Here is a 24,177-nt window from a genome sequence, read left to right on the forward strand (position 1 = left end):
AATGTCCTCTCTGGATGTGTTTCCACAATCTAAAGAGGTAAGTTGCGCGCGCCGTTGCGCCTCTGTTTCCCCTTCGTTTCCTCAGACGGAATTCGTTACGTGCGGATAATGTCCGCCGGGCCGGTCCTCAGGCCGTGCCTGATGCGTCGGCCCGGTCCGAGGGCGCCGAGTGAGCCGAGTGCGCCGATCCGAGTCGCGCATCCAACTGGCTGCGCGCGGCCCGCCTCGCCTGCGCGTACATGCATACCCACTGGATCACCAGTGCCACGATGAAGATGACGGCGCTCGGCCAGCCCCAGGCTGCGTAGAAATCACGGACGTCGGGATCGAACGCGCCCGTGTCGGAGTACCATACATACGCCATGTACGGCACCGTGCCGAGCAACGCCGACGCTATATGCACGTAGATCAGATTCCACGAGACGATGGGGACTCCCCCGGAATATCCGCGCAGCAACCTGCCGCGGGCCACGCAGACGCCGATGACGAACAGCGACATCACCATGGCGATGCACCACAGGACGGCGGGCAGGATGTCCAGCATGGCACTCCCCTCGTCAGGCCACCGCGCTCGCGCCATGACGCGCCAGACGTTGCGCCTCCAGCTTCCTGCGCATGCGCGCGGCGGTGAGGTCGTCGATCGGACGCCCGGTCGATCTGGAAGCCGGATTGGCCTCCAGATCGACGTAGTCCTCCCCCTCCAACGCCTGCTGGATCTGATGCCACAGCGATCCGACCGACACGGCGAACACCGCCTTGCCGCTCTGCAGCAGGTCGAGCATCTGCTCGTTGGTCGTGCATTCGTGCACATGCTGGCCGTCGCACATGATGGTGATGTTCTCCAGCTGGCGTGTGCTGCGCTGGGTCAGGAAGCCGATGGCCGCCGTGACGTTCTGCAGGTTCACGCCCGCGTCGAGCAGACGCTTGGAGACGGCGAGGATGACGACGTCCTTGAACGAGTAGAGGCGACGCGATCCGGAACCGTGCGACGGGGTGATCGACGGTTCCACGATCTGCTTGCGCGCCCAGTAATCAAGCTGACGGTAGGTGATGCCGGCGACCTTGGACGCGACCGTGCCGCGGTATCCGCGCTTGACGTCCTCCTCCTCCGAAGTGGCGAAGAGCTCGCCCTGCACGGCGCCGTCATCGGCCCGGTCCCGGTCCTCGGACCACACGTGCAATCGCAGTCCCGCATCGTCCGCGCCGATCATCGCCGTTCCCCCAGCCTCGCCTGCCGTTCCGTTCGGAAGTCCAGTCGGACCGTCGTCAGGCGACGATCGCGGACTGGGTGAAGAAGACGAGACGGAACTTGCCGATCATGATCTCGTCGCCGTTCTTCAGCGTCGCCTGATCGACGCGCTGACGGTTCACGTACGTGCCGTTGAGCGATCCGGCGTCGATGACGGAGAACACGCCATTGACGCGACGGAACACCGCGTGCGCGCGGGACACCGTGGAGTCGTCGAGCAGGATGTCCGATTTCGGGTCGCGGCCAACGGTCACCTCGTCCTCGTCGAGGAGGTACCGTGATCCGGAGACGGCGCCTCGCGTGGAGATGAGCAGCGCCGTTCCCGGGGAAAGACGGGAGATGGTCTCCAGATCCTCCTGGGTGAGCGGACGGTCGCCGGTGGCGGTTACGGGGATGGTGATGGCGGGCAGACCGATGATGGTCGTTTCGCCTGCGCTAGGAATCGGTTCAGTCATAACTCCTCATTCTACATTCTTTGCATAGTCGTATGTGGTTGTGCCACGCACTGCATCGATGACGACGTCATCGGACTGGGTGACGGTGACCTGCGCGCCGAACATGACCTTGAGCCTGGAACCCACGCCGCCTGCGATGTTGACGGCGTTCTGCAGGTCACTGGGGTTGCCGATCGCGCGGATCACATACGGCGCGTCCAGCGTCACGCCGTCGCATACCAGTTCGCCGTCCTTCGCGACGATCGACGTGGAGGTGACGACGCGCACGTCGCCGATCGATATGACCTCGGCCCCGGCGTTGCGCAGCTCCTCGACGAGGGTGAACATCGTGGCGGCGTCGATGTCCTGCTTGGTGCCGCGCGTGACGGTGATGACCACGCCCTCCCCCTGCGCCGGAAGCCTGCCGGAGATGATGCCGCTGGTCTCCTCGTTCTGTTTGGCGATCTTCTCGGCCTGTTCGCGCTGGTCGGCGGCGGCCTTGAGGCTCGACAGCTGGCTGGACAGTTCGTTCTTGCGCTGTTCGAGCAGCTGGGCCTGGTTGCTGGTCTCGTTGATGAGACGGACGAGTTCGTCCTCGCTCATCGTCTCGTACGTCGACTGCGTGTTGTTGATCTGCGTCATGTATCCGAAGCCGAGCAGCGCGCACATGAGCACGACCAGCAGTGACGACAGGAGCTTGGCCCGCAGCCCGGAACCGGGGCGTTTGCCGTCGTCGCGTCGGCGCACCTGCGGGAACGAGCCTGTGGCGAGCCCGTCGTTGCGCTCCTCCGCCTCGGCACGCGCCCGCATGCGGCTGACCGTGTCGTTTCTCCCGCTGTCCTCGACGCTCTTGGCATCCCGTCCCCCGCGTCTGATCTGTCCTGCCATATCGCCTCCGTCAGCTGCGGAAGATGAACCGGCGGATGGCCGAGACGTTGGAGAAGATGCGGATGCCGAGCACGACGATGACCGCCGTCTGCAGCTGGGAGCCGACGCCGAGCTGGTTGCCGAGCAGGACGAGCAACGTCGCGGTGATCACGTTGGCGAAGAACGAGATGATGAACACACGGTCGGAGAACCGGCGTTCGAAATAGGCGCGTGCGGCGCCGAGCAGCGCGTCGAGCGCGGCGACGACCATGATCGGCAGATACGGCTGCACCCACACGGGGATGTCGGGCTGGACGAACACGCCGATCACCACGCCGATGATCAGACCGAGAACCGCTGCCATCTATTCAGCCCTCCTTGCGTAGTTGAGATCGCCGACCACGGCTGCCTCCAGTGTAAGCGCCTTCGACTCCTTGACCTGCAATGTGATGCCCGCGTCTTTGTAGGCATCGTAAAGACTTGCGATGCGACGCTTGCCGACCGATTCGGACAGGGAGGACGAATTGCCGATGGCCTCGATCGTGTAGGGGCTGGAGACGGCGTCGAGCCCGATGAGGATGGTGCCACCCGCGGTGCGGATCGAGGTCTGCACGCCGAGCCGGTGGCCGTTGATGGAGATCGCCTCCGCTCCGGCCTGCCACAGGATCGAGACCAGCTGCTGCAGGTCGCCGTCGGTGATGACGCGCAGGTGGCTGCCGGCGGTCTCACGTGGCAGGGCGCCGGCGGATGTGTCGTTGCCGGCGGCGATGGGGTTGGACACGGTCATGGTGATGCCCTCCCCGGTCACCTTCACCTGCCCGCTGGCCATCTCGTCGTTGAGGACGGTCTCGCTCGACCCGCTGACGTCGAGGCGTTTTGACTGGCGCTCCACCTGGGCCCTGAGGTCGTTGATCTGCCCGGTGAGCGAATCGACGTTGCCCTGCGAGGTGGCCAGTTCGGAGGCGAGCGACGCGCGCACCTCCTTGCGCGGGTCGGAATGGAGCTGCTGGACGAACAGACTGCCAAGGAAACCGACGGCGATGCACACGACGAAGCACAGGATGCGCATCGTCCATGTCGACAGCGGCGTCTCGCGATGCGTGGCGAGATTGGAATCGAGGTAGATCGGGTCGAGCGGCCGGTTCGTCAGATCGTCGATGAGACGCAGGGACTCGTCCTGTCGGACCCGGCGGCGACGTTCCCGCTCCCCCTCACTGATGTCGGAACGTGGTGTGGGGTGATGCGACATCAGCCCGGAGTAGGAGCGGGAGAATACGGAACGGCGTCGTCTCGTCGACGGCGCGGCGTCGGCCGGATAGGATGCCGGCATCGGCTCGTACTCGTTCATCGCACACGCACCAGATTCAGATTCCGTGGATTCCCTGTTGCCGTGACCGTCGCACGGTCAGGCGGCCTTGTCTGGGACGTCACGGATGACGTGGGCGTCCTGAATGTCGCGGCCGTCATGGTCGCGATGAGGAAGCTCCTGACGCAGCACCGTGATCCCTTGACGGAAGTAAATGTACCCGGCGAGCCAGTACATGGCGATGCCCCAGATGCCGGTGGCCAGCCCCGCAAGATGCAGCAGCCGGAACAGGGAGCCGGTGCCGAGGTCCGCGACCGTCAGCGCGACGATCGCCATCATGAGCAGCGCGGTCCCCGCCTTGCCGACGAAATGCACGGGCAGGGGGCCGTACCCGTATTGCGCGATCCACAACACCTGCACAGCCATCACCAGATCGCGAAGGCCGACGACGATAAGCATCCACCACGGGATGATGCCCGCGACGCCGAGCGCGAGGATTGAGCAGAAGATGAGCAGACGGTCGGCCAGAGGATCGAGGATCTGGCCGATCTTGCTCACCTGGTTGAGCTTGCGCGCGAGGATGCCGTCGACGCCGTCCGAAGCGGAGGAGATCGCGAGCACGATCAGCGCCGGCACCATCTCGTGCCGTGCCATCAGCCATGCGATGAACGGTATCGAGATGATGCGCAACAGACTGATGAGGTTCGGGATCGTCAGGTAGATGTCCCGCGCCTCAGGGCTGTACCGTGATGTGACGTTGTGTTCGCTCATACTTCGGTTCAGTGTACACGGTCCGCTACATGCGGGACGCCTGCAACGCGGTCACGATGATGCCGCGCGCGCCGATCTCGTAGAGCTTGTCCATGATCTGGTTGACCTGCGCCTTGGGCACCATCACACGCACCGCGTTCCACTGCTTGTCGTGCAGCGGGGAGATGGTAGGGCTCTCGAATCCGGGTGCCGCGTCCACGGCGGCGGCGACCTTGGAGATCGGGATGTCGTAGTCCATGAGCACGTAGCGCTGGGCGGTGAGCACGCCTTCCAGACGACGGCTCAGGACGGTCAGGCGCTCGTCCTTCGGATCGATCCTCGGGGAGCGGATCAGGCACGCCTCGGAGTGCATGATCGGGTCGGCGAAGATCCTCAGGCCGGCGTTGCGCAGCGTGGTGCCGGTGGAGACCACATCGGCGATGAGGTCGGCCACTCCGAGCTGCACGGAGGATTCGACAGCGCCGTCCAGATGAATGGTCTCGGCGTTGATGCCGTGGTCGGTCAGGTAGTCGTGGACCAGCTTGTCGAAGGACGTGGCCACGCGCTTGCCTTCGATGTCCTCCAGCTTGGAGAAGGAGGAGTCGTTCGGCGCGGCGAAGCGGAACGTGGAGGCGCCGAAGCCGAGCGGGATGTGCTCGATGGCCTCGGTGCCCGAGTTTTTGAGCAGGTCCTCACCGGTGATGCCGCAGTCGATGGTGCCGCGGCCGACGTACACGGCAATGTCCAGCGGACGCAGGTAGAACAGCTCGATGTCGTTGTCGGGATCCTCGACGACGAGCTGGCGCGGGTTGGTGCGCAGACGGTACCCGGCCTCGGACAGCATGTTCCAGGCGGGTTCGGACAGCATGCCCTTGTTGGGCACGGCGATTCTCAGCATGATTTGCCCCTTCGCTTTTTCAGGAGGTCTTTTTTTCAGGAGGTTCCGCGGTTTCCTGAGCGGGAACCGGTCACAGGTGCTTGTAGACGTCCTCGAGGGTCAGGCCGTGCTTGATCATCATGACCTGCACGTGGTAGAGCAGCTGGCTCATCTCCTCGGCGGTGCGGTCCGCGCCCTCGTATTCGGCGGCGATCCAGGTCTCGCCGGCCTCCTCGACGATCTTCTTGCCGATGAAGTGCGTGCCCTTGTCAAGTTCCTCGACGGTCAGGGAGCCTTCGGGGCGGGTCTTGGCCTTCTCGCTCAGTTCGGCGAACAGCGATTCGAACGTCTTCATGTGTGTGATGATTCCTTTGATGTTGTCTTGGACGTGTTGGAAACGTAAACGTATTGGGGGCGTATTGGCGGATGGTCGGTCGGATCAGTCGCGGTACGCGGCGGCGGCCTTCTCGCGGATGGAGTCGATGGCGGCCGCGCGGTCGTCGGCGCCGTACACGGCGGAGCCGGCCACGAGCACGTCGGCGCCGGCCTCGGCCACGATGTGCGCGGTCTTCGGGCTCACGCCGCCGTCGACCTGGATCTTGGTCGTCAGCCCGCGGCGGGTGATCTCGTCGCGCAGGCGACGCACCTTGGCCATCTGGTTGTCGAGGAACTTCTGGCCACCGAAACCGGGCTCGACCGTCATGATGAGGATCATGTCGAATTCGTCGAGGATGTCGAAGATCGGCTCGACCGGCTCGGCCGGGCGCACGGCGAAGCACGCCTTGCAGCCCATGTCGCGCAGCTGGCGGGCCAGACGGACCGGCGCGTGGGTGGCGCCCATGTGGAAGGACACGGAGGCGGCGCCGAGCCTGGCGTACTCCGGGGCCCAACGGTCCGGGTCCTCGATCATCAGGTGCACGTCGACCGGCAGATCGGTGACCTCGCAGATGCGCTTGACGATCGGCTCGCCGAGGGTCAGGTTCGGCACGAAGTGATGGTCCATCACGTCCACATGGACGAGGTCGGCGTTGGCGATGGCCTTGAGGTCGCGCTCGAGGTTGCAGAAGTCGGCGGACAGGATGCTGGGGGCGATTTCAATCTTCTTCATGATTCCATACCTTATCTATCAAATGAGACTATGTCGTGCTTTGCCGCGGATGTCGCGGAGATGTCGCGGGAACGTCGCGGGGCCGTCACCGGAAGTTCAGGTTCAGCGCTTGCCTTTCGCGTGCCGTTCCTCCTGGAGCCGCTGGCGTTCGAGCTCGTCCGCCGTGACCTTGATGAGGCGTTCGCTCAGGGTATTCGTGTCCTGCCCGACGCGGTGGAGCACGACGAACAGGACACATCCGGCGAGGCATACGAGGATCGCGGTCCACACGTTGGTCCTGAGGCCCAGGATCACGGTGGAGTAGTTGATGCGCACGTTCTCGATCCAGCTGCGGCCAAGCCCGTACCAGATCATGTACATGGCGAACTGCTGGCCGGCCTTGAGACGGTCGGCGAACCGGTGCCCGATCCACACGATGAGGGCCGCGCCGATCAGGTTCCAGATCATCTCGTAGAGGAACGTCGGGTGGAACAGCGTGCCGGACGGGCATGCCGCGCCCTGCCAGCACACCTCGGTGCGGCCGATCGCGTCGGCCGAGTCGTTGAGCTTCAGGCCCCACGGCAGGGTGGTCGGCCATCCGAACAGCTCCTGGTTGAACCAGTTGCCGAGGCGGCCGATGGCCTGCGCGACGAGAAGCCCCGGCGCGAGGCAGTCGGCGAACATCGCGAACGGGTAACGCCGATGACGACACCACAGGAACGCGACCAGCGCTCCCACGCCGATGCCGCCGAAGATGGCCATGCCGCCCTCCCACACCTTGACGATGTCGGCGGGGTCGCCGGTCGGCGGGAAGTACATGGCCGGCGTGGTGAACACATGGTACAGGCGTGCGCCCACCAAGGCGCACGGCACGGTCACCAGCGTGGTGTCGAGCACCTGATCGAAGGTGCCGCCCACGCGCTTCCACCTGCGGGTGAGTATCCACACGGCGAAGCACACGCCGATGAGGATGCACACCGCGTACATGCGGATGGTGACCGGGCCGATCTCGAACTTGGAGAACGACGGCGAGGGGATATACGCGAGATTCATGGTTTCATCCTACGCGCCACGTACGGACCTGCCGGCCTGCCGGGGATCGCCCCAAGCGATCGCCCATTGGGGGAATCGCTTGGGGCGATCCGGCTCAGCCGCGCGCTCCGTGGATGCCCGCGGCGAGCTCCTCGCTCTTGGCGGCCAGCAGCTTCAGGCCTTCGGAGGTGTCGCGCGCGGAGCGGTTGTCGTCGGCGAGCAGCGTGTGGACGAGCGCGGAGCCGACGATGACGCCGTCCGCGTAGGAGCCGACCTTCGCGCCCTGCTCGGCGGTGGACACGCCGATGCCGACGCACACGTTCTCGGCGCCCGCCTTGCGGGTGCGCTCGACGAGCAGCTCCGGGGAGGCGTCGAGCTGCGCGCGTTCGCCGGTGACGCCCATGCGGGCTGCCGCGTAGACGAAGCCGCGCGCGTTCCTCGCGACGGTCTCGAGACGATTGGTGGCCGAATCCGGGGAGACCAGGAAGATGCGGTCGAGGCCATGGCGGTCGGACGCCTCGATCCACTCCCCCGCCTCGTCCGGGATGAGGTCCGGCGTGATGAGTCCGGCGCCGCCGGCGTTCTCGAAGTCGGTGGCGAAGCGTTCGACGCCGTAGTGGTAGATGAGGTTCCAGTAGCTCATGACCAGCGGCACGCCGCCGGCGTTGGCCACGGTCTCCACGGCCTCGAAGACGCGTTTGATGGTCTCGCCGTTGTTGAGGGCGATGGACGAGGCGGCCTGGATGACCGGGCCGTCCATCACCGGGTCGGAGTACGGCAGGCCGATCTCGACGGCGTCGACGCCGTGCTCGACCATCGTCTTGAGGGCGACGAGCGAGGTTTCCGGATCGGGGAATCCGTACGGCAGGTAGCCGATGAAGGCGGGCTTGTTCTCGGCCTTGAACTTGGCGAACATGGCCTCGGTCTGGCTGGGCTTGTGGCTGATGCCCAGCGGCTGGCCGGAGGGTGTGGTTGCGGTGGTTGTCATGATTGTCGTTCTCCTCTTCTCGTTCAGGCGACCGTGTTGCCGTGCGCGCCGGTGACCTCGAGCGCCTTGGCCTGATCGTCGGTCAGGTAGCCGAACCACTTGCCTGCGGTGGCCATGTCCTTGTCGCCTCGGCCGGAGATGTTGACGATCATCACGGCCTTGTCGTAGCCCTTGGCCTTCAGGTCGGCGGCGGCCTTGTACGCGCCGGCGACCGCGTGCGAGCTTTCGATGGCGGGGATGATGCCCTCGGTCTGGCTCAGGTCGCGGAAGGCGTTCATCGCCTCCTCGTCGGTGGCCCACGAGTAGTTGACGCGGCCGATGTCCTTGAGCCAGGCGTGCTCCGGGCCGACGGACGCGTAGTCGAGGCCGGCGGAGATGGAGTACGTGTCGAGGGTCTGGCCCTCGTCGGTCTCCAGCAGGTAGCTCTTGGCGCCCTGGAACATGCCGAGCTGGCCGGTGCCGGGGGCGAAGCGGATGGCGTGCTTGCCGGATTCGGGGCCGTTGCCGCCAGCCTCGTAGCCGTAGAGGTTGACGCGCTCGTCGTCGAGGAAGGCGTTCATCACGCCGATGGCGTTGGAGCCGCCGCCCACGCACGCGCACACCGCGTCCGGATGGTCGATGCCATACCAGTCCCTGAGCTGCTGCTTGGCCTCCTCGCCGATGATCTTCTGGAAGTCGCGCACCATTTCGGGGAACGGGTGGGGGCCCGCGACGGTGCCGAGCAGGTAGTGGGTGTCCTTGACGTTGGTGACCCAGTCGCGCAGGGCCTCGTTGATGGCGTCCTTGAGGATGCGGTCGCCGAGCGTGACCTCGACCACCTCGGCGCCGAGCATGCGCATGCGGGCCACGTTGAGGGCCTGACGGCGGGCGTCGATCTGGCCCATGTAGATGCGGCACTTCAGACCCATCATCGCGCACACGGTGGCGGTGGCGACGCCGTGCTGTCCGGCGCCGGTCTCCGCGATCACGCGGGTCTTGCCCATGCGCTTGACGAGCAGGGCCTGGCCGAGCGCGTTGTTGATCTTGTGCGCGCCGGTGTGGTTGAGGTCCTCGCGCTTGAGGAAGATGCGCGCGTCGAGCCCGGTCTTCTCCCTGACGAGCGCGGAGAAGCGCGGCGCCTCGGTCAGCGGGCTCGGGCGGCCCACGTAACGCTGCTGGAGGGTCATGAACTCCTTGTGGAATTCGGGGTCGGCCTTGGCCTCATCGTAGACGCGCTCGAGCTCGTCCAACGCGGTGATCAGCGCCTCGGGCACGTATCGACCGCCGAACTGGCCCCAGTACGGGCCGTGGTGTTCGCTCAACGGGGTGGTTTCGGATGCCTTCACTCTTGCTCCTGCCTTCACTAGTCGTTCGACCGCCAGCTCGTGGTCATCGGCGGTGGCCACGCCCTCGCCGACCAGCACCGCGTCCGCGCCCGCCCGGCCGTAATCCTCGACCTCGACGGCGCCGAACACGCCGGATTCCGCCACCCTGATGACGTCGTCCGGCAGGTTCGCGGCCAGTTCGTTGTATTTGTTGACGTCCACCTTCAGGTCCTTGAGGTTGCGGGCGTTGATGCCGATCACCCGGGCGCCGGCGGCGATCGCGCGTTCGATCTCCTCGCGCGTGTGCGTCTCGACGAGGACCGTCATCTTCAGGTCGTGCGCGAGGTCGAGCAGATGCTTGAGCTTCGCGTCATCCAGCGCGGCGACGATGAGCAGCACCAGATCGGCGCCGTGGGCGCGCGCCTCGTAGACCTGATAGTCGGTGACGATGAAGTCCTTGCGCAGCAGCGGGATGTGCACCGCGGCGCGGACCTTGTCGAAGTCGTCGAGGCTGCCCAGGAAGCGGCGTCCCTCCGTGAGCACGGAGATCGCGCTCGCGCCGCCGCGCTCGTATTCGCGGGCCAGCGCCGCGGGATCGGGGATGTCGCTCAGGTGGCCCTTGGACGGGGATGCGCGCTTGATCTCGGCGATCACGGGGATGCCGTCGACGCGCTTGAGCCATCGGGTCGCGTCGATCGGGGCCGGGGCCGCGAGCGCGGCCTTCCTGATTTCCTCCAGTGACACGGCGTGCTCGCGGGTCTGCTGGTCCTCCAGCGCGCCCGCCACCAATTCGTCCAGTACCGACATGGTCCTCCCTTGTATGTGTAAGTCGACCATGCGCCACAATAGGACGGTCGCCGTGCTCGCGGGTAATCGCGTCCTACATTCTGGGCGATTTCGGGGCCTGTTCCGCCCCGTGCTCACCCCCGTTTCGCTCCCCTCACTCCCCGCGCAGCGCCGCGGTCGGCGTGAGCCGCGCGGCCCTCGACGCCGGGTAGATGCCGGCGAGCGCGCCGACGAGCACGGCCGCGCCCCATGCGGCGGGCAGTGTCCCCCATTCGAGTACGGCTGGCTGTCCCGCCCATATCGCGAAGCCGAACGCCGTGCCGGCGCCGAGTGTGATGCCGGCGAGGCCGCCGAATGCGGAGAGCATGGCCGCTTCGGTGACGAACTGCATGCGGATGGCGCCGGGGGTTGCGCCGAGCGCTCGTCTCAGGCCGATTTCGCCGCGGCGTTCCATCACGGTGACGATCATCATGTTGGCGATGCTCATGCCGCCCACGGCCAGTGCGATCGCGCCGATCATCAGTCCCAGTGTGTTGAGGGAGTCGTCGGTGGTGTTGCGTGCTTCGGACAGGTCGGCCGACGCGTTGACGGATACGTTGGCGCCGGCGAGGTTCGCCGCGTGGGCGAGCATGCGTCGCAGTGTTTCGGCGTCGCCCGGTTTGGTGCGCACGTAGATCGCGCTGATCTGGCCGATCGTCTCGGCCTGGTCCGGGTGGCTGGCTTTCGCCTGTGTCGAGCCGATGATGACCGACGGGTCGAGGTTCTGCGCCTGTGGTGCCGGGGCGAGGATGCCGACGACCCCGTACCATGCGTCGTCGATGAGGATGCGGTCGCCGACTGTGGTGACGCCGAGCCGGTAGGCGGCTTCGGAGCCGAGTATCGCCACGGGCAGGTGCTGGTTGTTCTCGTCGATGCCGTGTCCCTGCGCGATCGTCGCCCCGACGGCATCTAGGGCGCCCGGTCGCATGACGGTCAGTGTCAGGGCGTTGCCGTTGGATTTGGGCACGAATTCGTTTTTGAAGATCCTCACGTTTTCGGGTGCCGTGTCGAATACGCCCACCTGTTCCACTTGGGGCTGGCGTGCGATGGTTTCGGGCGCGTATGCGGGCAGGGGCACGGGTTGCTGTGCGGCGTCGCGTCCCGGTGACACGACCTGCAGGTTCGCGCCGAGTGCGTCGAGGCGGGCGAGCAGCGCGGCCTGGTTCGACGCGGCGATGCCGGAGAGCGCCACGTATGCGGCCACGCCGAGCGCGATGCCCAGCGCGGCGAGCACTGTGCGGGATATGCGTCCGGTGGCCCCGATCCACGCCGTGTGCATGAGGTTCGCGAATCGCGTGGTCGGCGGGCGTCCTTTCGGCGGCCGCTCCGTTCGGGTGGTGCCGGTCATGCGCCTCTCCCCTCGCTCCCGTCGTCGTGCCGTGTATCCGTTGGCAGTTCGGTCACGACGCCGTCCTGGATGTGCAGCCGTCTCGGGAATCGGGCGGCGATGGACGGGTCGTGGGTGACGACCACGAGGCTCGCCCCGTCGTCCGCCGCTCCCAGCAGCAGGTCGATGATCGCGTGCCCGGTGGCGGTGTCGAGCGCGCCGGTCGGCTCGTCGGCGAAGATCACGTCCGGGTTTTTGGCGAGCGCTCGGGCGATGGCCACGCGCTGCTGTTCGCCGCCGGAGAGCTGCGGCGGCCGGTGTCGCAGTCGTTCGCCCAGTCCGACCCGTTGCAGGGCGTCGACGGCGCGTGCCCGCCGGTCTCGTCGCGGGAGGGGTGTGTATTGCAATCCGGTCGTCACGTTCTCGAGCGCGGAGACGGTGGGGATCAGGTGGAACTGCTGGAACACGAAGCCGATGCGTGTCGCGCGCAGGGCGCTGCGGCGCCGCTCCCCCATGGCCGCGACGTCCTCGCCGCCGTAGCGCAGGGTGCCCGTGGTGGGCATGTCGAGCGTGCCCAGGAGGGACAGGAGCGTCGATTTGCCCGAGCCGGACGGTCCGACGATCGCGATCCGTTCGCCGTGTTCGATCGCGAGCGATGTGGGGTGCAGGATCTCCAGCGGGCCGCCGTCGCGTCCCGGATAGCTTTTCGTGGCCCGGTCGAGTTCGAGCAGGGCGGTCATGAGACGACCACCTTGTCGCCGGCCTTGAGCCCGTCGGCGCGGGTCAGCTGCACTTGCGCGTTCGCGACGAGACCGAGTTCGACGGGGATGCGTTCGAGCCGCTGACCGCGCACCACGTCGACCGCGTATGTGCTGCCGGCGGAGGCGATGATCGCGGTGACGGGCACGATCAGCGTCTCCGCGGTGTTCGCGTTCGTCGCGTTCGGGATGACGAGCTGCACGGAGGTCGCGCCGAAGCTCGCGACCTGCGTCTGGTCGGGGAAGTCGACGCGTGCCGACGGCGAGGTGACCTGCCCGTCCTTGCCGGTGGACTGGCCGCCCTGGTCGACGGCGGCGAGCGCGGTGCCGATGGTCGTGTTGTTCGGCAGGATGACCTGCACCTTGTCGCCCGCTTTGAACGTGGCGGCCTGTGTGGCGGTGAGCGTGGCCTCGACGTGCAGTGCGACGCCGGTGTAGGTGCCGGGGCTCACGTTGGTTTCGCCGAGTTTGGCGGTGACGGTTTTGATGCGGATGGGCGCGGTCGCGGCGAGCGCCACGGATCCGGGTTCGAAGACGCCGGTGACCTGGTCGCCTGTGAGTCCGAGGGTTCTGGTCTGCCATTGGCGTATGGCTTCGCGGGTGCGCCAGTCGAAGTGCGCGTTGGGGGCGGCTTTGAAGTAGCCGAGTTCCTGCAGGTTCGTTTCGAGTTGGGTCACGTCGGGCCCGTCGGGCACGTCCACCTGGAGGGTGCGCCAGAACGGTCGTGCGCCGTGGAACAGCGGTACGGTCACGCCGTCCATCTCGTACACCTGTTGGCCGGTGGCGATTTCGGCGCCGGGTGTGGGCAGTTGGGTGATGGTGCCGGTCGCCGGCTGGAATTCGGATGGTTCGTCGTATTGGAGGGTGCCGCCGAGCCGGGTTTCGGCGTTGAGGACGCCTGTGGTGACCGGTTGGGTGCGCAGCGTGCTCACGTCGACGGTCGTGTCGGACGAGGCGTGCGCGCCCGTCGACGATGAGGACAACGTCCCCGTGCCGCCTGAGCCGGTCATGCCGGCGATCAGCGTCCACGGTTTGGTGATCGCGCACACGGCGATGAGCCCCGCGACCGCGACGCATGCGGCGATCACGGTGATGATCCTGCGCGTCCTGCCGATCCGTCTTGCTTCCGTCCGTGTCATCGTGTGTCCTCCTGCGTGTGCGGTCGTTCGTGTGGTCGTCGTCCCGGCCGTCATTGCCTGTCGACGCCGTCCGCCTCGTCCATCACCTTCATGTAGTCGTAGCCGAACTCCTCGGGTGTGCCGTCGAATCCGAAGCTGATGCGCGTGTCCCCGACCGGGCATTCCCTGAAGAAGCGTCTGAGCTCCTCGGCCGTCACGGTCCGTGGGATGAGGATCGTGGTCGGCTCGTCGCCGCTCGGGTCCGCGACCCAGCTGAAGCCTTTGCCGCGCGCCTTCCTCGCGAAGTCGAGCGCGGCGCGTTTGTCCTCCTCGCTGTATGTGGGTTGCCCGGAGGCGAGGTCCTGCGCGGGTTGGGAGAAGTTCGGGTGTTTCGCCTCGCAGTCCGCGTAGTCGGCCTGTTTCGACTCGTATGGGGTGCCGGCGAGCGCGGTGGAGTCCTTGAAGGCGACCCATACGGTGCCGTAGTCGAGCGCGGTGAACATGGCGTTGGTGTAGAGCTGTTGGGTTGCGCTGTCGGTGCCGATGCTCGTGCCGGTGTCGTCGGTGGTGACGGGGTTGCCGGTGCGGTCGATCATGCGCAGTTCGGCCATGTTCCTGACGGTGGGGGCTTTGGCCTTGCCGGATGCGTCGGGCGTGCCGGGGCCGACGTCGGTTCGCGCGTCGAGGCCTTTGGCGGTGAGGCAGGCGACGAATTTGCGCGCGGTCTCGTCGACGGGGAGGTCGCTGGTGGTGTCGGTAGTGTCGGTGGTGTTGGTGTCGGCGCCGGGGGTCGCGGTGTCGGATGCCGGGCCGGCGCAGGCGGCGAGCGCGAGGAGGATGGTGGCGGACACGGCGGCCGCCGTGGTTAAGGTGAGGGGTCGGTTGCGGGTCATCACGAGTCTCCTTTGGTGGGTGTCCGTCGGGGCGCCGGTGGGGTGCCGCCGTCGGGACGTGTGGTCGGGTTGTCGCGTCCCATTCAACCGGGTGCTTCGTCGCGTGCCGGTGTGGGTCGGGTTTACCTTCGGCTTACCTGCGTCGGATGGTTGCGGGCCGTCCTACTGCTGTGCGTCGGTGGCGTCGCAGCCGGGGCCGGGGTTGAATTCGCAGTACACGTCGTTGAGGTTCTCGCTCCACGTTATGCCGAAGGGCACGCCGTTGTAGGTGGGCCAGTCGTCGCCCTTGTAGGTGCGCAGGAACCGTCTGAACTCCTCCTTGGAGGTGGTCTCGGGGATGATCACGCTGGCGTGCGTTCCCGTGTTGGTGGGGTCGGGGTCGGGGTACCAGTCGAATCCGGCGGCGCGCGCCTTGCGGGCGAAGTTGAGTTCGGCCAGCGCCACTTCGGGGTCGGCGTGCTGGCTTCCCGAGAACGGCGGCTGCGCGAAGTCGGGGTTGGCCTGTTCACAGGCGGCGTAGTCCTGTTGCTTGGCGGCGTAGGGGGTGCCGGCGAGTTCGGCCGATGTCGTGAAGCCGATCCATAGGCCGTCGTCGTCGGTGGCGCGCAGTCGGACGTTGGGGTACAGGCTGTCCGTGCCGCTGTCGTCCGTGGTGTCCGTGGTGTCCGTGCCGGCCGTGTTGCCGGATTGGTCGAGTCTCCGGACGACGACGGTGGACTTGGGTATGTCCTTCTCGGGCATGCTCGAGGTGGCGATCGAGTACGATTCGACGGTTTTCGCGTCGATGCCCTTGTCGGTCAGGCATGCGACGAACCGTTTGGCGGTGTCCTCCAGACGGGCGTTCTCGGCTTTCGCGGCGTCGCTGATGCCGGCGCCTGCGCCTGCGCCGGTCGCGCCCGTGGCGCCGGTGCCGGCCATGTCGGTGTCCGGCTTCGTCGAGCATGCCGCCGCCCCGAGCAGGCATGCGGCGGCGAGCGCCGATGCGATGATCCTACGTGTTACGCCCGCGTGGTGTGTGTGGACCGTGCCCATGGTGGTGCTCCTTCGCTCCATCCGGCCGTCATACGTGGCCGTATTCCCATAGTAGTCCCTTGCGTCGTGATTCGTCGTTGACTGGCGGTTATCGGACCGAGCCAGAATTCGATCGGGGTCAGCCGATCCGGCTCAGCCGATGCGGGACAGCTCCTGCTGCACCGAGTGGATGTCGTATGGGTAGTCGCCGTGCCACGAGTAGGTGACCGGCGCGTCTCCGGGGTCGCATTCCCTCAGGAACCGGCGCACGTCGTGCTCCGGCACGTCAGCGGGGATCACGATGCTCAAGGGGTGGTCGCCGCTCGGATCCGCCACCCAGTCGAATCCCTTGGCCCGTGCGGCGCGCGTGAAGGCCAACACCGCGTTCCGGTCCGGCTGGGAGGCGTTCTCGTCGTCGGCGGTGAAGCGTTGCACGCCTTGCGTGAAATCGGGGTCGGCCCGTTCGCAGGCCGCATAGTCCTGCTGCTTCGCCGCGTACAGGGATCCGGCCAGATCGGAGGAGCTGCGTGCGATGATGTACGGGAAGTCGTCGCCGGTAAGGCCGTTGCTGAGGATGCCCGTCGACATGATGTTCGGATACAGTGCCGGGTCCGTGGTCCAGTCCTGTGTGGTGACGCCGTCGTCGCCCGGGATGATCCTGGGCTGTTTGGGATTGCCGGCGGCGTCGATCTCGAGCAGTGCGACCTGATCGTTGCGTTCACCCACGATGCGTGCGTCGAACCCCTTGGACACGAGGCAGGCGGCGAACCTGCGCACGATCGTGCTCGCCGGATAGCCGGTCTCCGCGGTGCAGTCGGCGCCGGCCGGGGCGGCCCCGCAACCGTCGGAGCCGTCCGACGCCACGGCGTCCCCTCCGACGGCATGCGATGGCGATGATGCCGGACGGGTCGGATCGGCGTCGTTGCCGCCGTGGCCCGCGCATGCGGCGAGCGCCAACAGCATCGCCGACGCCACGGCCGCGGCAAACAGACGGATGATGGTGGAATGGCTCTTCATGATAACGCCCTCCTTCACCTCCCATTGCACTCCGTCGACGGTGCCGTGCCGGTGGGAACCCTCCTTACCCTCGCCTTACCGTCGCCGCGGGAGGATAATGGCGATAAGGAGGACGGATCGCAAGGCGCCGTCGGAAGCACGGGGACGAGGAGCGTGGGGACGCATGCGGATACTGATCGTCGAGGACGACCGCGAACTGGCGGCCGCGTTGGATGACGCGCTGCGCTACGAAGGGTACGCGACCGACGTGGCCATGACGGGCGTCGAGGCGCTCAAGGCGCTGGCCGACACGGACGTCGACATCGTCCTGCTCGACCGCGACCTGCCCGTCCTGTCCGGGGACGCGGTGATGGCGACGATCGCCGCGAACCGCATCCCCGTCGCCGTGATCATGCTCACCGCCGCGGCCGACGTCAGCGACAGGGTCAGCGGACTCGACTTGGGCGCGGACGACTATCTGACCAAGCCGTTCGCCTACCCGGAGCTCCTCGCGCGCATCCGCGCCCTGCAGCGCCGCGCCGGCAAGGGCGCCGCCACGGCCGCCGTGCTCACCCGCGGCGACCTGACGCTCGACACCACGCGCCGGCTCGTGTTCCGCGACCACGGGCGCACGCTCGTCAAACTCACCCCCAAGGAGTACGGCGTGCTCCTGGAGCTCATGCGCGCCGACGGCGGCTACGTGAGCGTGGACGAACTCCACAGGAGCGTGTGGGACGCCGACCCGGACGTCGAGGCCGCCGACGTGGTCAAGACCACCATGTACTCGCTGCGACGCAAACTGGAGGACCGCGACCTGATCGTCTCCACGCGCGGGGAAGGATACCGGCTCGCATGACCCGCAATCGAGACCACGGACATGACCGGCCGCCGGCCAAGGCGCGGACACGTATCCGCGACCGAGTCGCCCGCAGCCTGCGCCGGGTCGCCGACCGGCTCACCCCACGCACGTTCCGCGCCAAACTTACCATCGCGATCAGCGTCGTGTTCCTCATCGCCCTCGGATCGGCGGCCATCGTGCAGACCGTCATCATCAACGGCATGTTCTCCTACGCGATGACCATCTCCTACGAGAACGGGCAGGACGGCGGGCAGGCCGGACAGCCGGACGGCGGCGACGATACCGGGAAGACCCCGTCGGACGACGACTTCCTGTCCGTTGAGGGCTGGTCCGTGGACCCCGACCCCCGGACATGGCAGGAAACGCACCAGCAGCCGTACATGGACGCCCCGCAATTCCTCGGCAGCGCCAGCAACGGCAAAGGGGCCGGCTCCGCCACCGGCCGGACCAACGGCCAACCCTACCGCGTCGACTGGGGCGGCGACGGATCGTTCACCATCACCACGCCGTACGGGATCTCCATATGGAATCAGGACACCATAGCCAACGGGCTGCGCATCAGCGCCGCCGTCATCTTCGTGTTCTTCGGCGCCACCAGCATCCTCGTCATCTGGATCGTCACCTCGCGCATGTCCCGCCGGCTCAAATCCATCAGCGAGCAGACGGCCGCGCTCGACCCGAGCGACCTCGGCACGCGCATCGACACGGACGGTGCGGGACGCGGGCGCCGCGGCGACGAGATCACCAGCCTCGGCGACTCCATCAACGGCATGCTCGACCGCATCCAGGCCGTCTCCGAAGCGGAACGACGATTCGTGTCCAACGCGTCGCACGAACTGCGCACCCCCATCGCCGCCGTCGAAACGAACCTCGACGCGCCCCTCGCGCAGGGACGATTCCCCGAGGACGTCGCACCATCCGTCCGTCGGGCGCTCGCCGCCAACCGGCGCGGCGCCGAACTCGTCGACGCGCTGCTCACCCTCTCACGCATCCAAAGCGGCGCGTACGGCAAACTCGCGCCGACCGCTTCGATAACGGGAGACGGAAAACGCCGGGAGGGCACGACCCCCGCGGGCGCATCGGGCGTGCGGACGACGGACCTCACCGCATGCGTGAACGACGCGCTCGCCGACATGGACCGCGACATCGACGAACGGCGTATCAGCGTGACCGTCGACGCCGCCGATGGCGTCACGGTCGGAACTGACACCGCGCTGATGCGCCTCGCCGTCGGCAACCTCATCCGCAACGCCGTCGTGCACAACACCGACGGCGGGTCGATCACGGCATCCATCGACGTAACCGGCGACGGCGAGGTCGCGCTCACCGTCGCGAACACCACCGACGAGCGGCTGCCCGACGATCTCGACGACCTCGTCCAGCCGTTCCATCGCGGCGTGAACTCGCGCATCAGCGCCGTCTCCGGCGTCGGGCTCGGCCTGTCCATCGCCGATGCCGCATGCACCGCGATGGGCGCGCGGCTGCGCCTGTCGAAATCGTCGAAGGTGGAGAAGAACGCCTTCACCGCCACCATAACCGGCCTATCCGCGGTTTCGTCTTGATGAATCACTCGCCCTTACGCACGCTACCGAGTCGGTGATGATTTGCGACGGTCTCCTATGCGACGTGGCTCAGCAATTGCTCGTTGCGGATGACCGGCGCGTTCTCTATGGACGGATACAGTGCGTCGAGCTGATCCGCCAGTCTCGTCTCGTCCACCGTCGGCAACTCCAGCAGCGAACGTGCGGCGGCGTGCAGGTATTCGTTCAACGCTTCGATGCGGCCCTGCTCCAATGGATGGGCCGGGTCGTTCTCCAGCGAGACATCGAGGGCGCGACGCAGCATCTCGTGCTGTCCGATACCCATGATGGTCGCGCATTGGTCGTGGAACGTCATGCGGGAGTTGGACGGCTGACGTTCGGATAGCACGTTCGCGGTCCACGCGCCGGACTGCCAGTCGGATCGCATGTCGTTCTTGAACAGGGACATGTTGTGGTCGAACAATGGTGCCGGCCTGAGTATGTGGCCGGTCGTATTGTCCCGTAGCAGACCATAGTTGTTGGCGTGCCGGTCCTGGTTGACGATGAGCGCGTCGAATACGAGCATCGTGCGCATCGATTCGAACGTTTCGTCCGATATGGCTCGTGCCGCGGCGAGGATCTCGGGGAATGAGAACAGCTGCGTCGCCGCGTAGAACGGCACGAACGATATGTCCTTCGTGTTCATCGTTTCGCATACCGAGGCGAGTTTGCCTTTCCAACGGTCGATTCGATAGTCTACGGCGTTCACGCCGAGTCTGTGCGCGAGTTGTGAGGCGAGGTATTCGGAATACGGTTCCAGGCCAGCGTTCGCGTAGCCCTCGGAACCGGCCTTCCATAGTTCGAGGCCACGGTCCGTGTGCCGCCATGCCTTGGGGAATTGTCCATCGGTCGTCCATTCGCTTGACAGGCCGATCGCATGCTTCTCGCTTGATGTGTAGCCGGTGTAGGCGACGATGGACAGCGTCTCATCCAGAGGATTGTCGTATAGGTTGATGTCCGCGAACCGTAGGTCTTCCCCGACGTGTTCCACCCAGAACGAATCGTTGACCGATAGTCCCTTGCATAGGTCGATGATGCCGAGCGTGTCCGAGATGTTCAGTCCGGCCTGTGCGAGGATCTGCGCGGCGAATTCGCGGTTCTTGGGAATCGTGCGTCGTTCCAGCCATGAGGTGAGTTTGGCGTCGTCCGGGTCCGGGGCCAGCGGGAACGGCAGCAGCATGCGTTTGGACTCGTCGAACCAGCGTATGCGCGCTTCGATTTTGCCCGCCAGCAGACCTTCCCCGTATGAGGCATCGAATTCAAGCAGCGGAATGTCATACAACCGCATCACATACCTCGTCATGCCGCGATGCCTCCCCCATGCCATGTAAACCTCATATGTCGAACCAATCCACCATTGTACCGGCGGAGTATTGGGGGGCAGAAGCCCCTAAGGTTCAGGCCGGTACCGTTGTGGCCGCCGTGGACGGTGACGGTGAAGCCTTCTCCCCCTGTGCGGTGCCTGTCTTGAGCGGCTACGATCTCGGTCCGGGGTCGTAGCCACTCAAATCGTTCACGCCAGGGAGGCGCCCAGCTGCCTGATGCGGTCGAGATGGCGTGCGGCGGCCTCACGCTTGGCCGGATCGTCGTCGCCCATCGACAGGCCGTCGACGTAGACGAGTTCGGCGTCCTCCACGCCGCAGTACTTCATGAGGGTCTGGCGACGGATCTGGTTGTCCAGCGCCTCGCCGATGCCGTCGGACTCGTACCAGGACTCCGTGCCGCCGGTCAGGAGGATCACACGCACCGTCTTGCCGGCGAGCGCGCCGGGCGTGCCGTCCGCGTGGTAGGCGAAGCCGCGGCAGATGACGCGGTCGAACAGTCCTTTGACCATGGCGGGCATGGTGTACCAGTAGACGGGGAACACGAGGGCGATCACGTCGGCTGCGGCGAGTTTGTCCTGGATGGCGGCCACATCGGCGGGGACGGGCCCCTTGCCGAGGTAGTGGGCGCGGTCGGCGGACGAGTAGACGGGGCTGAAGTCCGTGTCGTACAGGTCGAGGATCTCGGCCTTGCCGCCCTGTTCGGCGTAGCCCTGCGCGAAGGCTCTGCCGACGGCGTTGGTCAGGCTGGTGTGTTCGGGGTTGGAGGTGATGACGAGTGCGGTGTTGCTCATATTTTCAATCCTTGTCGCCGATCTGGACGATGAGGGGTGTGGGCGGATGGTTCCGTTCACCTGTCGGTCGCACGGCTCGCAGGAACTCGACACCTGCGGGGACGGGATGATCGACGTCTCAGGGGATGACGTCGGGATTCGCCATGCAAGGCGGGGCGTAATCGTGCCGAACGAGATGGACAGCGTGCGCTGTACGTATATACTTGATAGCAATATACGTACATTAGGAATCGGGGCGGCATCATGGCGAAACTCACGCTCAGCATCGACGAAACGGTCATCGAAAACGGCAAACGCTACGCCAAACGGCAGGGGCGCACCCTGTCCGCCATCGTGGAGGATTACCTCGGAACCCTCGAGGACGGAGCCCAGACGCGGTTGTCGCCATCCGTCCGGGCGCTCATGGGCATCGGCAGCGGCCCCCATGACGAACATGACTACCATCGTCATCTCATGGAGAAGCACCAATGACCAGACTGGTGATCGACACCAACGTGTTCCTCGACGTCATACTGGCCCGCAAGCCGCTATGCGACGCTTCGGCGGCGGTGCTCGACCTGTCGTCCAGACCGGGGTACGAACTGCTGATGCCGGCCCACTCGGCCGCCACCATCGCCTACATCGTGGAGGCGAACCGGAACCGGGACAAGGCGCGGCGGGCGCTGTCGCTGTGTCTCGGCATCGCGCATGTGGCCGCGCTGGACGAGACCGCCATCCTGCGCGGGCTGTCCTATGGGTTCGGGGATACGGAGGATTCGTGTATCGCCGCCATCGCGGAACGGGAGCGGGCGGATTGCATCATCACCGACAACGTGAAGGATTTCGCGCTCTCCCCCGTGCCCGCGGTCACGCCGAGCGAATACCTCGGACGCATCGCAATCACACCCGAACGGGAGTAACGGAATTCCACGGACATGGGATCGCACCCTGATATCGCATCCCGGCATCAACGACAAGGAGACAGAACATGAACGAGACGACGAAGACGGACGGGGCGGCGAAGGCGCTGATCGTGGTGGACGTGCAGCCGACGTTCTGCGAGGGCGGCGAGCTCGGCGTGGATGGCGGCGACGCGGTCGCCGAACGGATCGCCGCATACGTGCGGCGGCATCGCGGCGACTACGCGTTCATCGCCACCACGCAGGACTGGCACATCGAGCCGGGAGCGCACTGGTCCGATCATTCCGATTTCGTGGACACGTGGCCTGTGCATGGCAGGGCGGGCAGCCCGAACGCGCGGCTGCATCCCGCGATCGAGGGGCTCGGCATCGCGCACCACTTCAAGAAGGGCCAGTATTCGGCGGCCTACTCCGGTTTCGAGGGCATCGAGGACAACACGGAGAGCATCCAAAGCCGCGCCGAGGTCGAGGCCGCGCAGGAGGCGGGACATACGCTCGCCAACGCGCTCAAGGCCACCGGCGTCACGCGGGTGGACGTGGTCGGCATCGCCGAATCGCATTGCGTCAAGGAGACCGCGCTCGACGCGCTCCGTCTCGGATACCAGGTCAACGTGTTCGAGGACCTGACCGTTCCGGTCAGCGAGGAGCTGGGCGTCGCGGCACGCGGAGAGATGGCCGGGGCCGGCGTCACGCTCGCCGAATCGCAGACCGAGACGCGATAACGGCCAGGGCCGGACGTTCCCGGATGACGACGTCATGCCTTCCGGGAATATTTCGCCATAAGCAGGATGAATACCGGCATCGGCATAGCGCATGTGTCGAAACGCCATAATGTTGAAGGCAGGGACGGCAAAGGAACCGTCCGGCACCCGCCGGGGACGACGGGCGAACGAAGGCACGAACCGAAAGGACGATCATGAGCGACAGGCGTGTGAAGGTCGGCGACAGCGACCTCGAGGTGTTCCCGCTGGTACTGGGCGGCAACACGTTCGGATGGACCAGCGACGAGGCGACGAGCCGCAGGGTCCTCGACGAGTACGTGGAGGCCGGCGGCAACTTCATCGACACGGCCGACGTGTATTCGGCGTGGGCGCCGGGCAACGCGGGCGGCGAATCCGAGATCCTCCTCGGCCGTTGGCTCGCCGTGCGCGGCAACCGCGACAAGGTCGTCATCGCCACGAAGGTCAGCGAACACCCGCAGTACAAGGGTCTCGGCCACGACAACGTGATCGCCGCCGCCAACGAGTCGCTGCTGCGTCTCGGCGTCGACGCGATCGACCTGTACTACGCGCACTTCGACGACAAGTCGACCCCGCTCGAGGAGACCGCCGCCGCGTTCGACGAGCTCGTCAAGGCCGGCAAGGTCCGTGCGATCGGCCTGTCCAACTACACGGCCGACCGCATCGAGGAATGGTTCCGCATCGCCCGCGAGCACGGCTACGCGCTGCCGGTCGCATTGGAGCCGCACTACAACCTCGTCGCCCGCGGCAACTACGAGCGCACGCTCGCCCCCGTCGCCGAACGCGAGAACCTCGCCGTGTTCCCCTACTTCTCGCTGGCCGCCGGCTTCCTGACCGGCAAGTACCGTTCCGCCGCGGACGCCGAGGGCAAGGCACGCCAGGGCATGGTCGCCGACTACCTCAACGCCGACGGCTTCGCGCTGGTCGACACGCTCGACGAGGTCGCCAAGGCGCACGGCGCGGCGATCGCCACGGTCGCGCTCGCATGGCTGCGCCACCGCCCGCAGGTCGCCGGCCCCATCGCCTCGGCGCGCACGCCCGAGCAGCTGCCCGCGCTCCTCGCCTCCGTGGACCTCGACCTGACCACCGACGAGGTCGCCGCGCTCGACAAGGCGTCCGAGCCGTTCACGAAGTGACGGCATCGTGTGGTTCGCGGCGAAC

At 66.3% G+C, this 24,177-nt stretch carries 27 protein-coding genes; 6 read left to right on the plus strand and 21 right to left on the minus strand.

The window, feature by feature from the left end; all coding sequences use genetic code 11:
- Positions 1-127 precede the first annotated feature (127 nt).
- From CSQ85_RS01855 to CSQ85_RS01940, 19 genes are all read right to left on the minus strand, one after another.
- Complete coding sequence (locus CSQ85_RS01855; protein ID WP_150382598.1) at positions 128-544, minus strand: hypothetical protein; 417 nt, start codon at positions 542-544, stop codon at positions 128-130.
- 13 nt (positions 545-557) lie between these two features.
- Positions 558-1,211 carry a MerR family transcriptional regulator gene (locus CSQ85_RS01860; protein WP_150382599.1) on the minus strand — a complete coding sequence of 218 codons (654 nt, stop codon included), beginning with the start codon at positions 1,209-1,211 and terminating at the stop codon, positions 558-560.
- A 55-nt stretch (positions 1,212-1,266) separates the two neighbouring features.
- Entirely contained in the window at positions 1,267-1,704 is a 438-nt protein-coding gene (locus CSQ85_RS01865) for an FHA domain-containing protein (RefSeq protein WP_107040555.1), read from the minus strand.
- A gap of 6 nt (positions 1,705-1,710) precedes the next feature.
- The gene (locus CSQ85_RS01870) at positions 1,711-2,493 is read right to left on the minus strand and encodes a DUF881 domain-containing protein (protein WP_223846780.1); all 783 of its coding nucleotides are present in this window, start codon (positions 2,491-2,493) and stop codon (positions 1,711-1,713) included.
- An 88-nt stretch (positions 2,494-2,581) separates the two neighbouring features.
- Positions 2,582-2,914, minus strand: coding sequence for a small basic family protein (locus CSQ85_RS01875; protein ID WP_043166530.1), 333 nt, complete (start codon positions 2,912-2,914; stop codon positions 2,582-2,584).
- Positions 2,915-3,898, minus strand: a complete 984-nt coding sequence (locus tag CSQ85_RS01880) for a DUF881 domain-containing protein (RefSeq protein ID WP_150382601.1) — start codon at positions 3,896-3,898, stop codon at positions 2,915-2,917.
- 57 nt (positions 3,899-3,955) lie between these two features.
- The gene (locus CSQ85_RS01885; RefSeq protein WP_150382602.1) at positions 3,956-4,627 is read right to left on the minus strand and encodes a CDP-alcohol phosphatidyltransferase family protein; all 672 of its coding nucleotides are present in this window, start codon (positions 4,625-4,627) and stop codon (positions 3,956-3,958) included.
- 25 nt (positions 4,628-4,652) lie between these two features.
- Entirely contained in the window at positions 4,653-5,504 is an 852-nt protein-coding gene (gene hisG, locus CSQ85_RS01890; protein ID WP_150382603.1) for an ATP phosphoribosyltransferase, read from the minus strand.
- A 70-nt stretch (positions 5,505-5,574) separates the two neighbouring features.
- Complete coding sequence (locus CSQ85_RS01895; RefSeq protein WP_043166534.1) at positions 5,575-5,838, minus strand: phosphoribosyl-ATP diphosphatase; 264 nt, start codon at positions 5,836-5,838, stop codon at positions 5,575-5,577.
- A gap of 84 nt (positions 5,839-5,922) precedes the next feature.
- Entirely contained in the window at positions 5,923-6,591 is a 669-nt protein-coding gene (gene rpe / locus CSQ85_RS01900; protein WP_107040560.1) for a ribulose-phosphate 3-epimerase, read from the minus strand.
- Between the two features lie 102 nt (positions 6,592-6,693).
- Positions 6,694-7,623, minus strand: coding sequence for a prolipoprotein diacylglyceryl transferase (gene lgt / locus CSQ85_RS01905; RefSeq protein ID WP_150382604.1), 930 nt, complete (start codon positions 7,621-7,623; stop codon positions 6,694-6,696).
- Positions 7,624-7,717: 94 nt separating this feature from the next.
- Positions 7,718-8,590 carry a tryptophan synthase subunit alpha gene (gene trpA, locus CSQ85_RS01910; protein WP_150382605.1) on the minus strand — a complete coding sequence of 291 codons (873 nt, stop codon included), beginning with the start codon at positions 8,588-8,590 and terminating at the stop codon, positions 7,718-7,720.
- Positions 8,591-8,613: 23 nt separating this feature from the next.
- Complete coding sequence (locus CSQ85_RS01915; RefSeq protein WP_150382606.1) at positions 8,614-10,701, minus strand: bifunctional indole-3-glycerol phosphate synthase/tryptophan synthase subunit beta; 2,088 nt, start codon at positions 10,699-10,701, stop codon at positions 8,614-8,616.
- A gap of 133 nt (positions 10,702-10,834) precedes the next feature.
- Positions 10,835-12,067: an ABC transporter permease gene (locus tag CSQ85_RS01920; protein ID WP_150382607.1), complete on the minus strand. Its 1,233-nt coding sequence runs from the start codon at positions 12,065-12,067 to the stop codon at positions 10,835-10,837.
- Positions 12,064-12,786 (minus strand): ABC transporter ATP-binding protein, encoded by a 723-nt coding sequence (locus CSQ85_RS01925; RefSeq protein ID WP_190972837.1) that lies wholly within the window; start codon positions 12,784-12,786, stop codon positions 12,064-12,066. The genes CSQ85_RS01920 and CSQ85_RS01925 overlap by 4 nt, the downstream gene beginning before the upstream one ends.
- Positions 12,783-13,943 (minus strand): peptidoglycan-binding domain-containing protein, encoded by a 1,161-nt coding sequence (locus CSQ85_RS01930; protein ID WP_190972838.1) that lies wholly within the window; start codon positions 13,941-13,943, stop codon positions 12,783-12,785. The genes CSQ85_RS01925 and CSQ85_RS01930 overlap by 4 nt, the downstream gene beginning before the upstream one ends.
- A gap of 50 nt (positions 13,944-13,993) precedes the next feature.
- Complete coding sequence (locus CSQ85_RS12985) at positions 13,994-14,815, minus strand: hypothetical protein (RefSeq protein ID WP_190972839.1); 822 nt, start codon at positions 14,813-14,815, stop codon at positions 13,994-13,996.
- Between the two features lie 162 nt (positions 14,816-14,977).
- Positions 14,978-15,847: a hypothetical protein gene (locus CSQ85_RS01935; RefSeq protein ID WP_150382609.1), complete on the minus strand. Its 870-nt coding sequence runs from the start codon at positions 15,845-15,847 to the stop codon at positions 14,978-14,980.
- A 132-nt stretch (positions 15,848-15,979) separates the two neighbouring features.
- Entirely contained in the window at positions 15,980-16,843 is an 864-nt protein-coding gene (locus tag CSQ85_RS01940) for a hypothetical protein (protein WP_150382610.1), read from the minus strand.
- A 163-nt stretch (positions 16,844-17,006) separates the two neighbouring features.
- Here CSQ85_RS01940 and CSQ85_RS01945 point away from each other — a divergent pair, with 163 nt between their 5' ends.
- Together CSQ85_RS01945 and CSQ85_RS01950 are read left to right on the plus strand one after the other, a co-directional pair.
- A complete protein-coding gene (locus CSQ85_RS01945) occupies positions 17,007-17,678 on the plus strand; it encodes a response regulator transcription factor (protein ID WP_150382611.1) in 672 nt (223 codons plus the stop codon).
- Entirely contained in the window at positions 17,675-19,243 is a 1,569-nt protein-coding gene (locus tag CSQ85_RS01950; RefSeq protein ID WP_150382612.1) for a sensor histidine kinase, read from the plus strand. The genes CSQ85_RS01945 and CSQ85_RS01950 overlap by 4 nt, the downstream gene beginning before the upstream one ends.
- A gap of 55 nt (positions 19,244-19,298) precedes the next feature.
- Here the strand turns inward: CSQ85_RS01950 and CSQ85_RS01955 are convergent, their stop codons facing one another.
- Positions 19,299-20,564 (minus strand): HipA family kinase, encoded by a 1,266-nt coding sequence (locus CSQ85_RS01955; RefSeq protein WP_150382613.1) that lies wholly within the window; start codon positions 20,562-20,564, stop codon positions 19,299-19,301.
- A 210-nt stretch (positions 20,565-20,774) separates the two neighbouring features.
- Positions 20,775-21,377 (minus strand): NAD(P)H-dependent oxidoreductase, encoded by a 603-nt coding sequence (locus CSQ85_RS01960; protein ID WP_150382614.1) that lies wholly within the window; start codon positions 21,375-21,377, stop codon positions 20,775-20,777.
- A 243-nt stretch (positions 21,378-21,620) separates the two neighbouring features.
- Between CSQ85_RS01960 and CSQ85_RS01965 the strand changes: the two genes are divergently transcribed.
- The 4 genes from CSQ85_RS01965 (at position 21,621) to CSQ85_RS01980 (ending at position 24,152) form a co-directional block, all read left to right on the plus strand.
- Complete coding sequence (locus CSQ85_RS01965) at positions 21,621-21,848, plus strand: DUF6364 family protein (protein ID WP_150382615.1); 228 nt, start codon at positions 21,621-21,623, stop codon at positions 21,846-21,848.
- Positions 21,845-22,276, plus strand: coding sequence for a type II toxin-antitoxin system VapC family toxin (locus tag CSQ85_RS01970; protein WP_150382616.1), 432 nt, complete (start codon positions 21,845-21,847; stop codon positions 22,274-22,276). The genes CSQ85_RS01965 and CSQ85_RS01970 overlap by 4 nt, the downstream gene beginning before the upstream one ends.
- A 68-nt stretch (positions 22,277-22,344) precedes the next feature.
- Complete coding sequence (locus tag CSQ85_RS01975; protein ID WP_150382617.1) at positions 22,345-22,998, plus strand: isochorismatase family protein; 654 nt, start codon at positions 22,345-22,347, stop codon at positions 22,996-22,998.
- Positions 22,999-23,192: 194 nt separating this feature from the next.
- Complete coding sequence (locus CSQ85_RS01980) at positions 23,193-24,152, plus strand: aldo/keto reductase (protein ID WP_150382618.1); 960 nt, start codon at positions 23,193-23,195, stop codon at positions 24,150-24,152.
- The last annotated feature ends 25 nt before the right edge of the window (positions 24,153-24,177 follow it).

This window comes from Bifidobacterium rousetti, from assembly GCF_008698235.1.
GTDB classification, from domain to species: Bacteria; Actinomycetota; Actinomycetes; order Actinomycetales; family Bifidobacteriaceae; genus Bifidobacterium; species Bifidobacterium rousetti.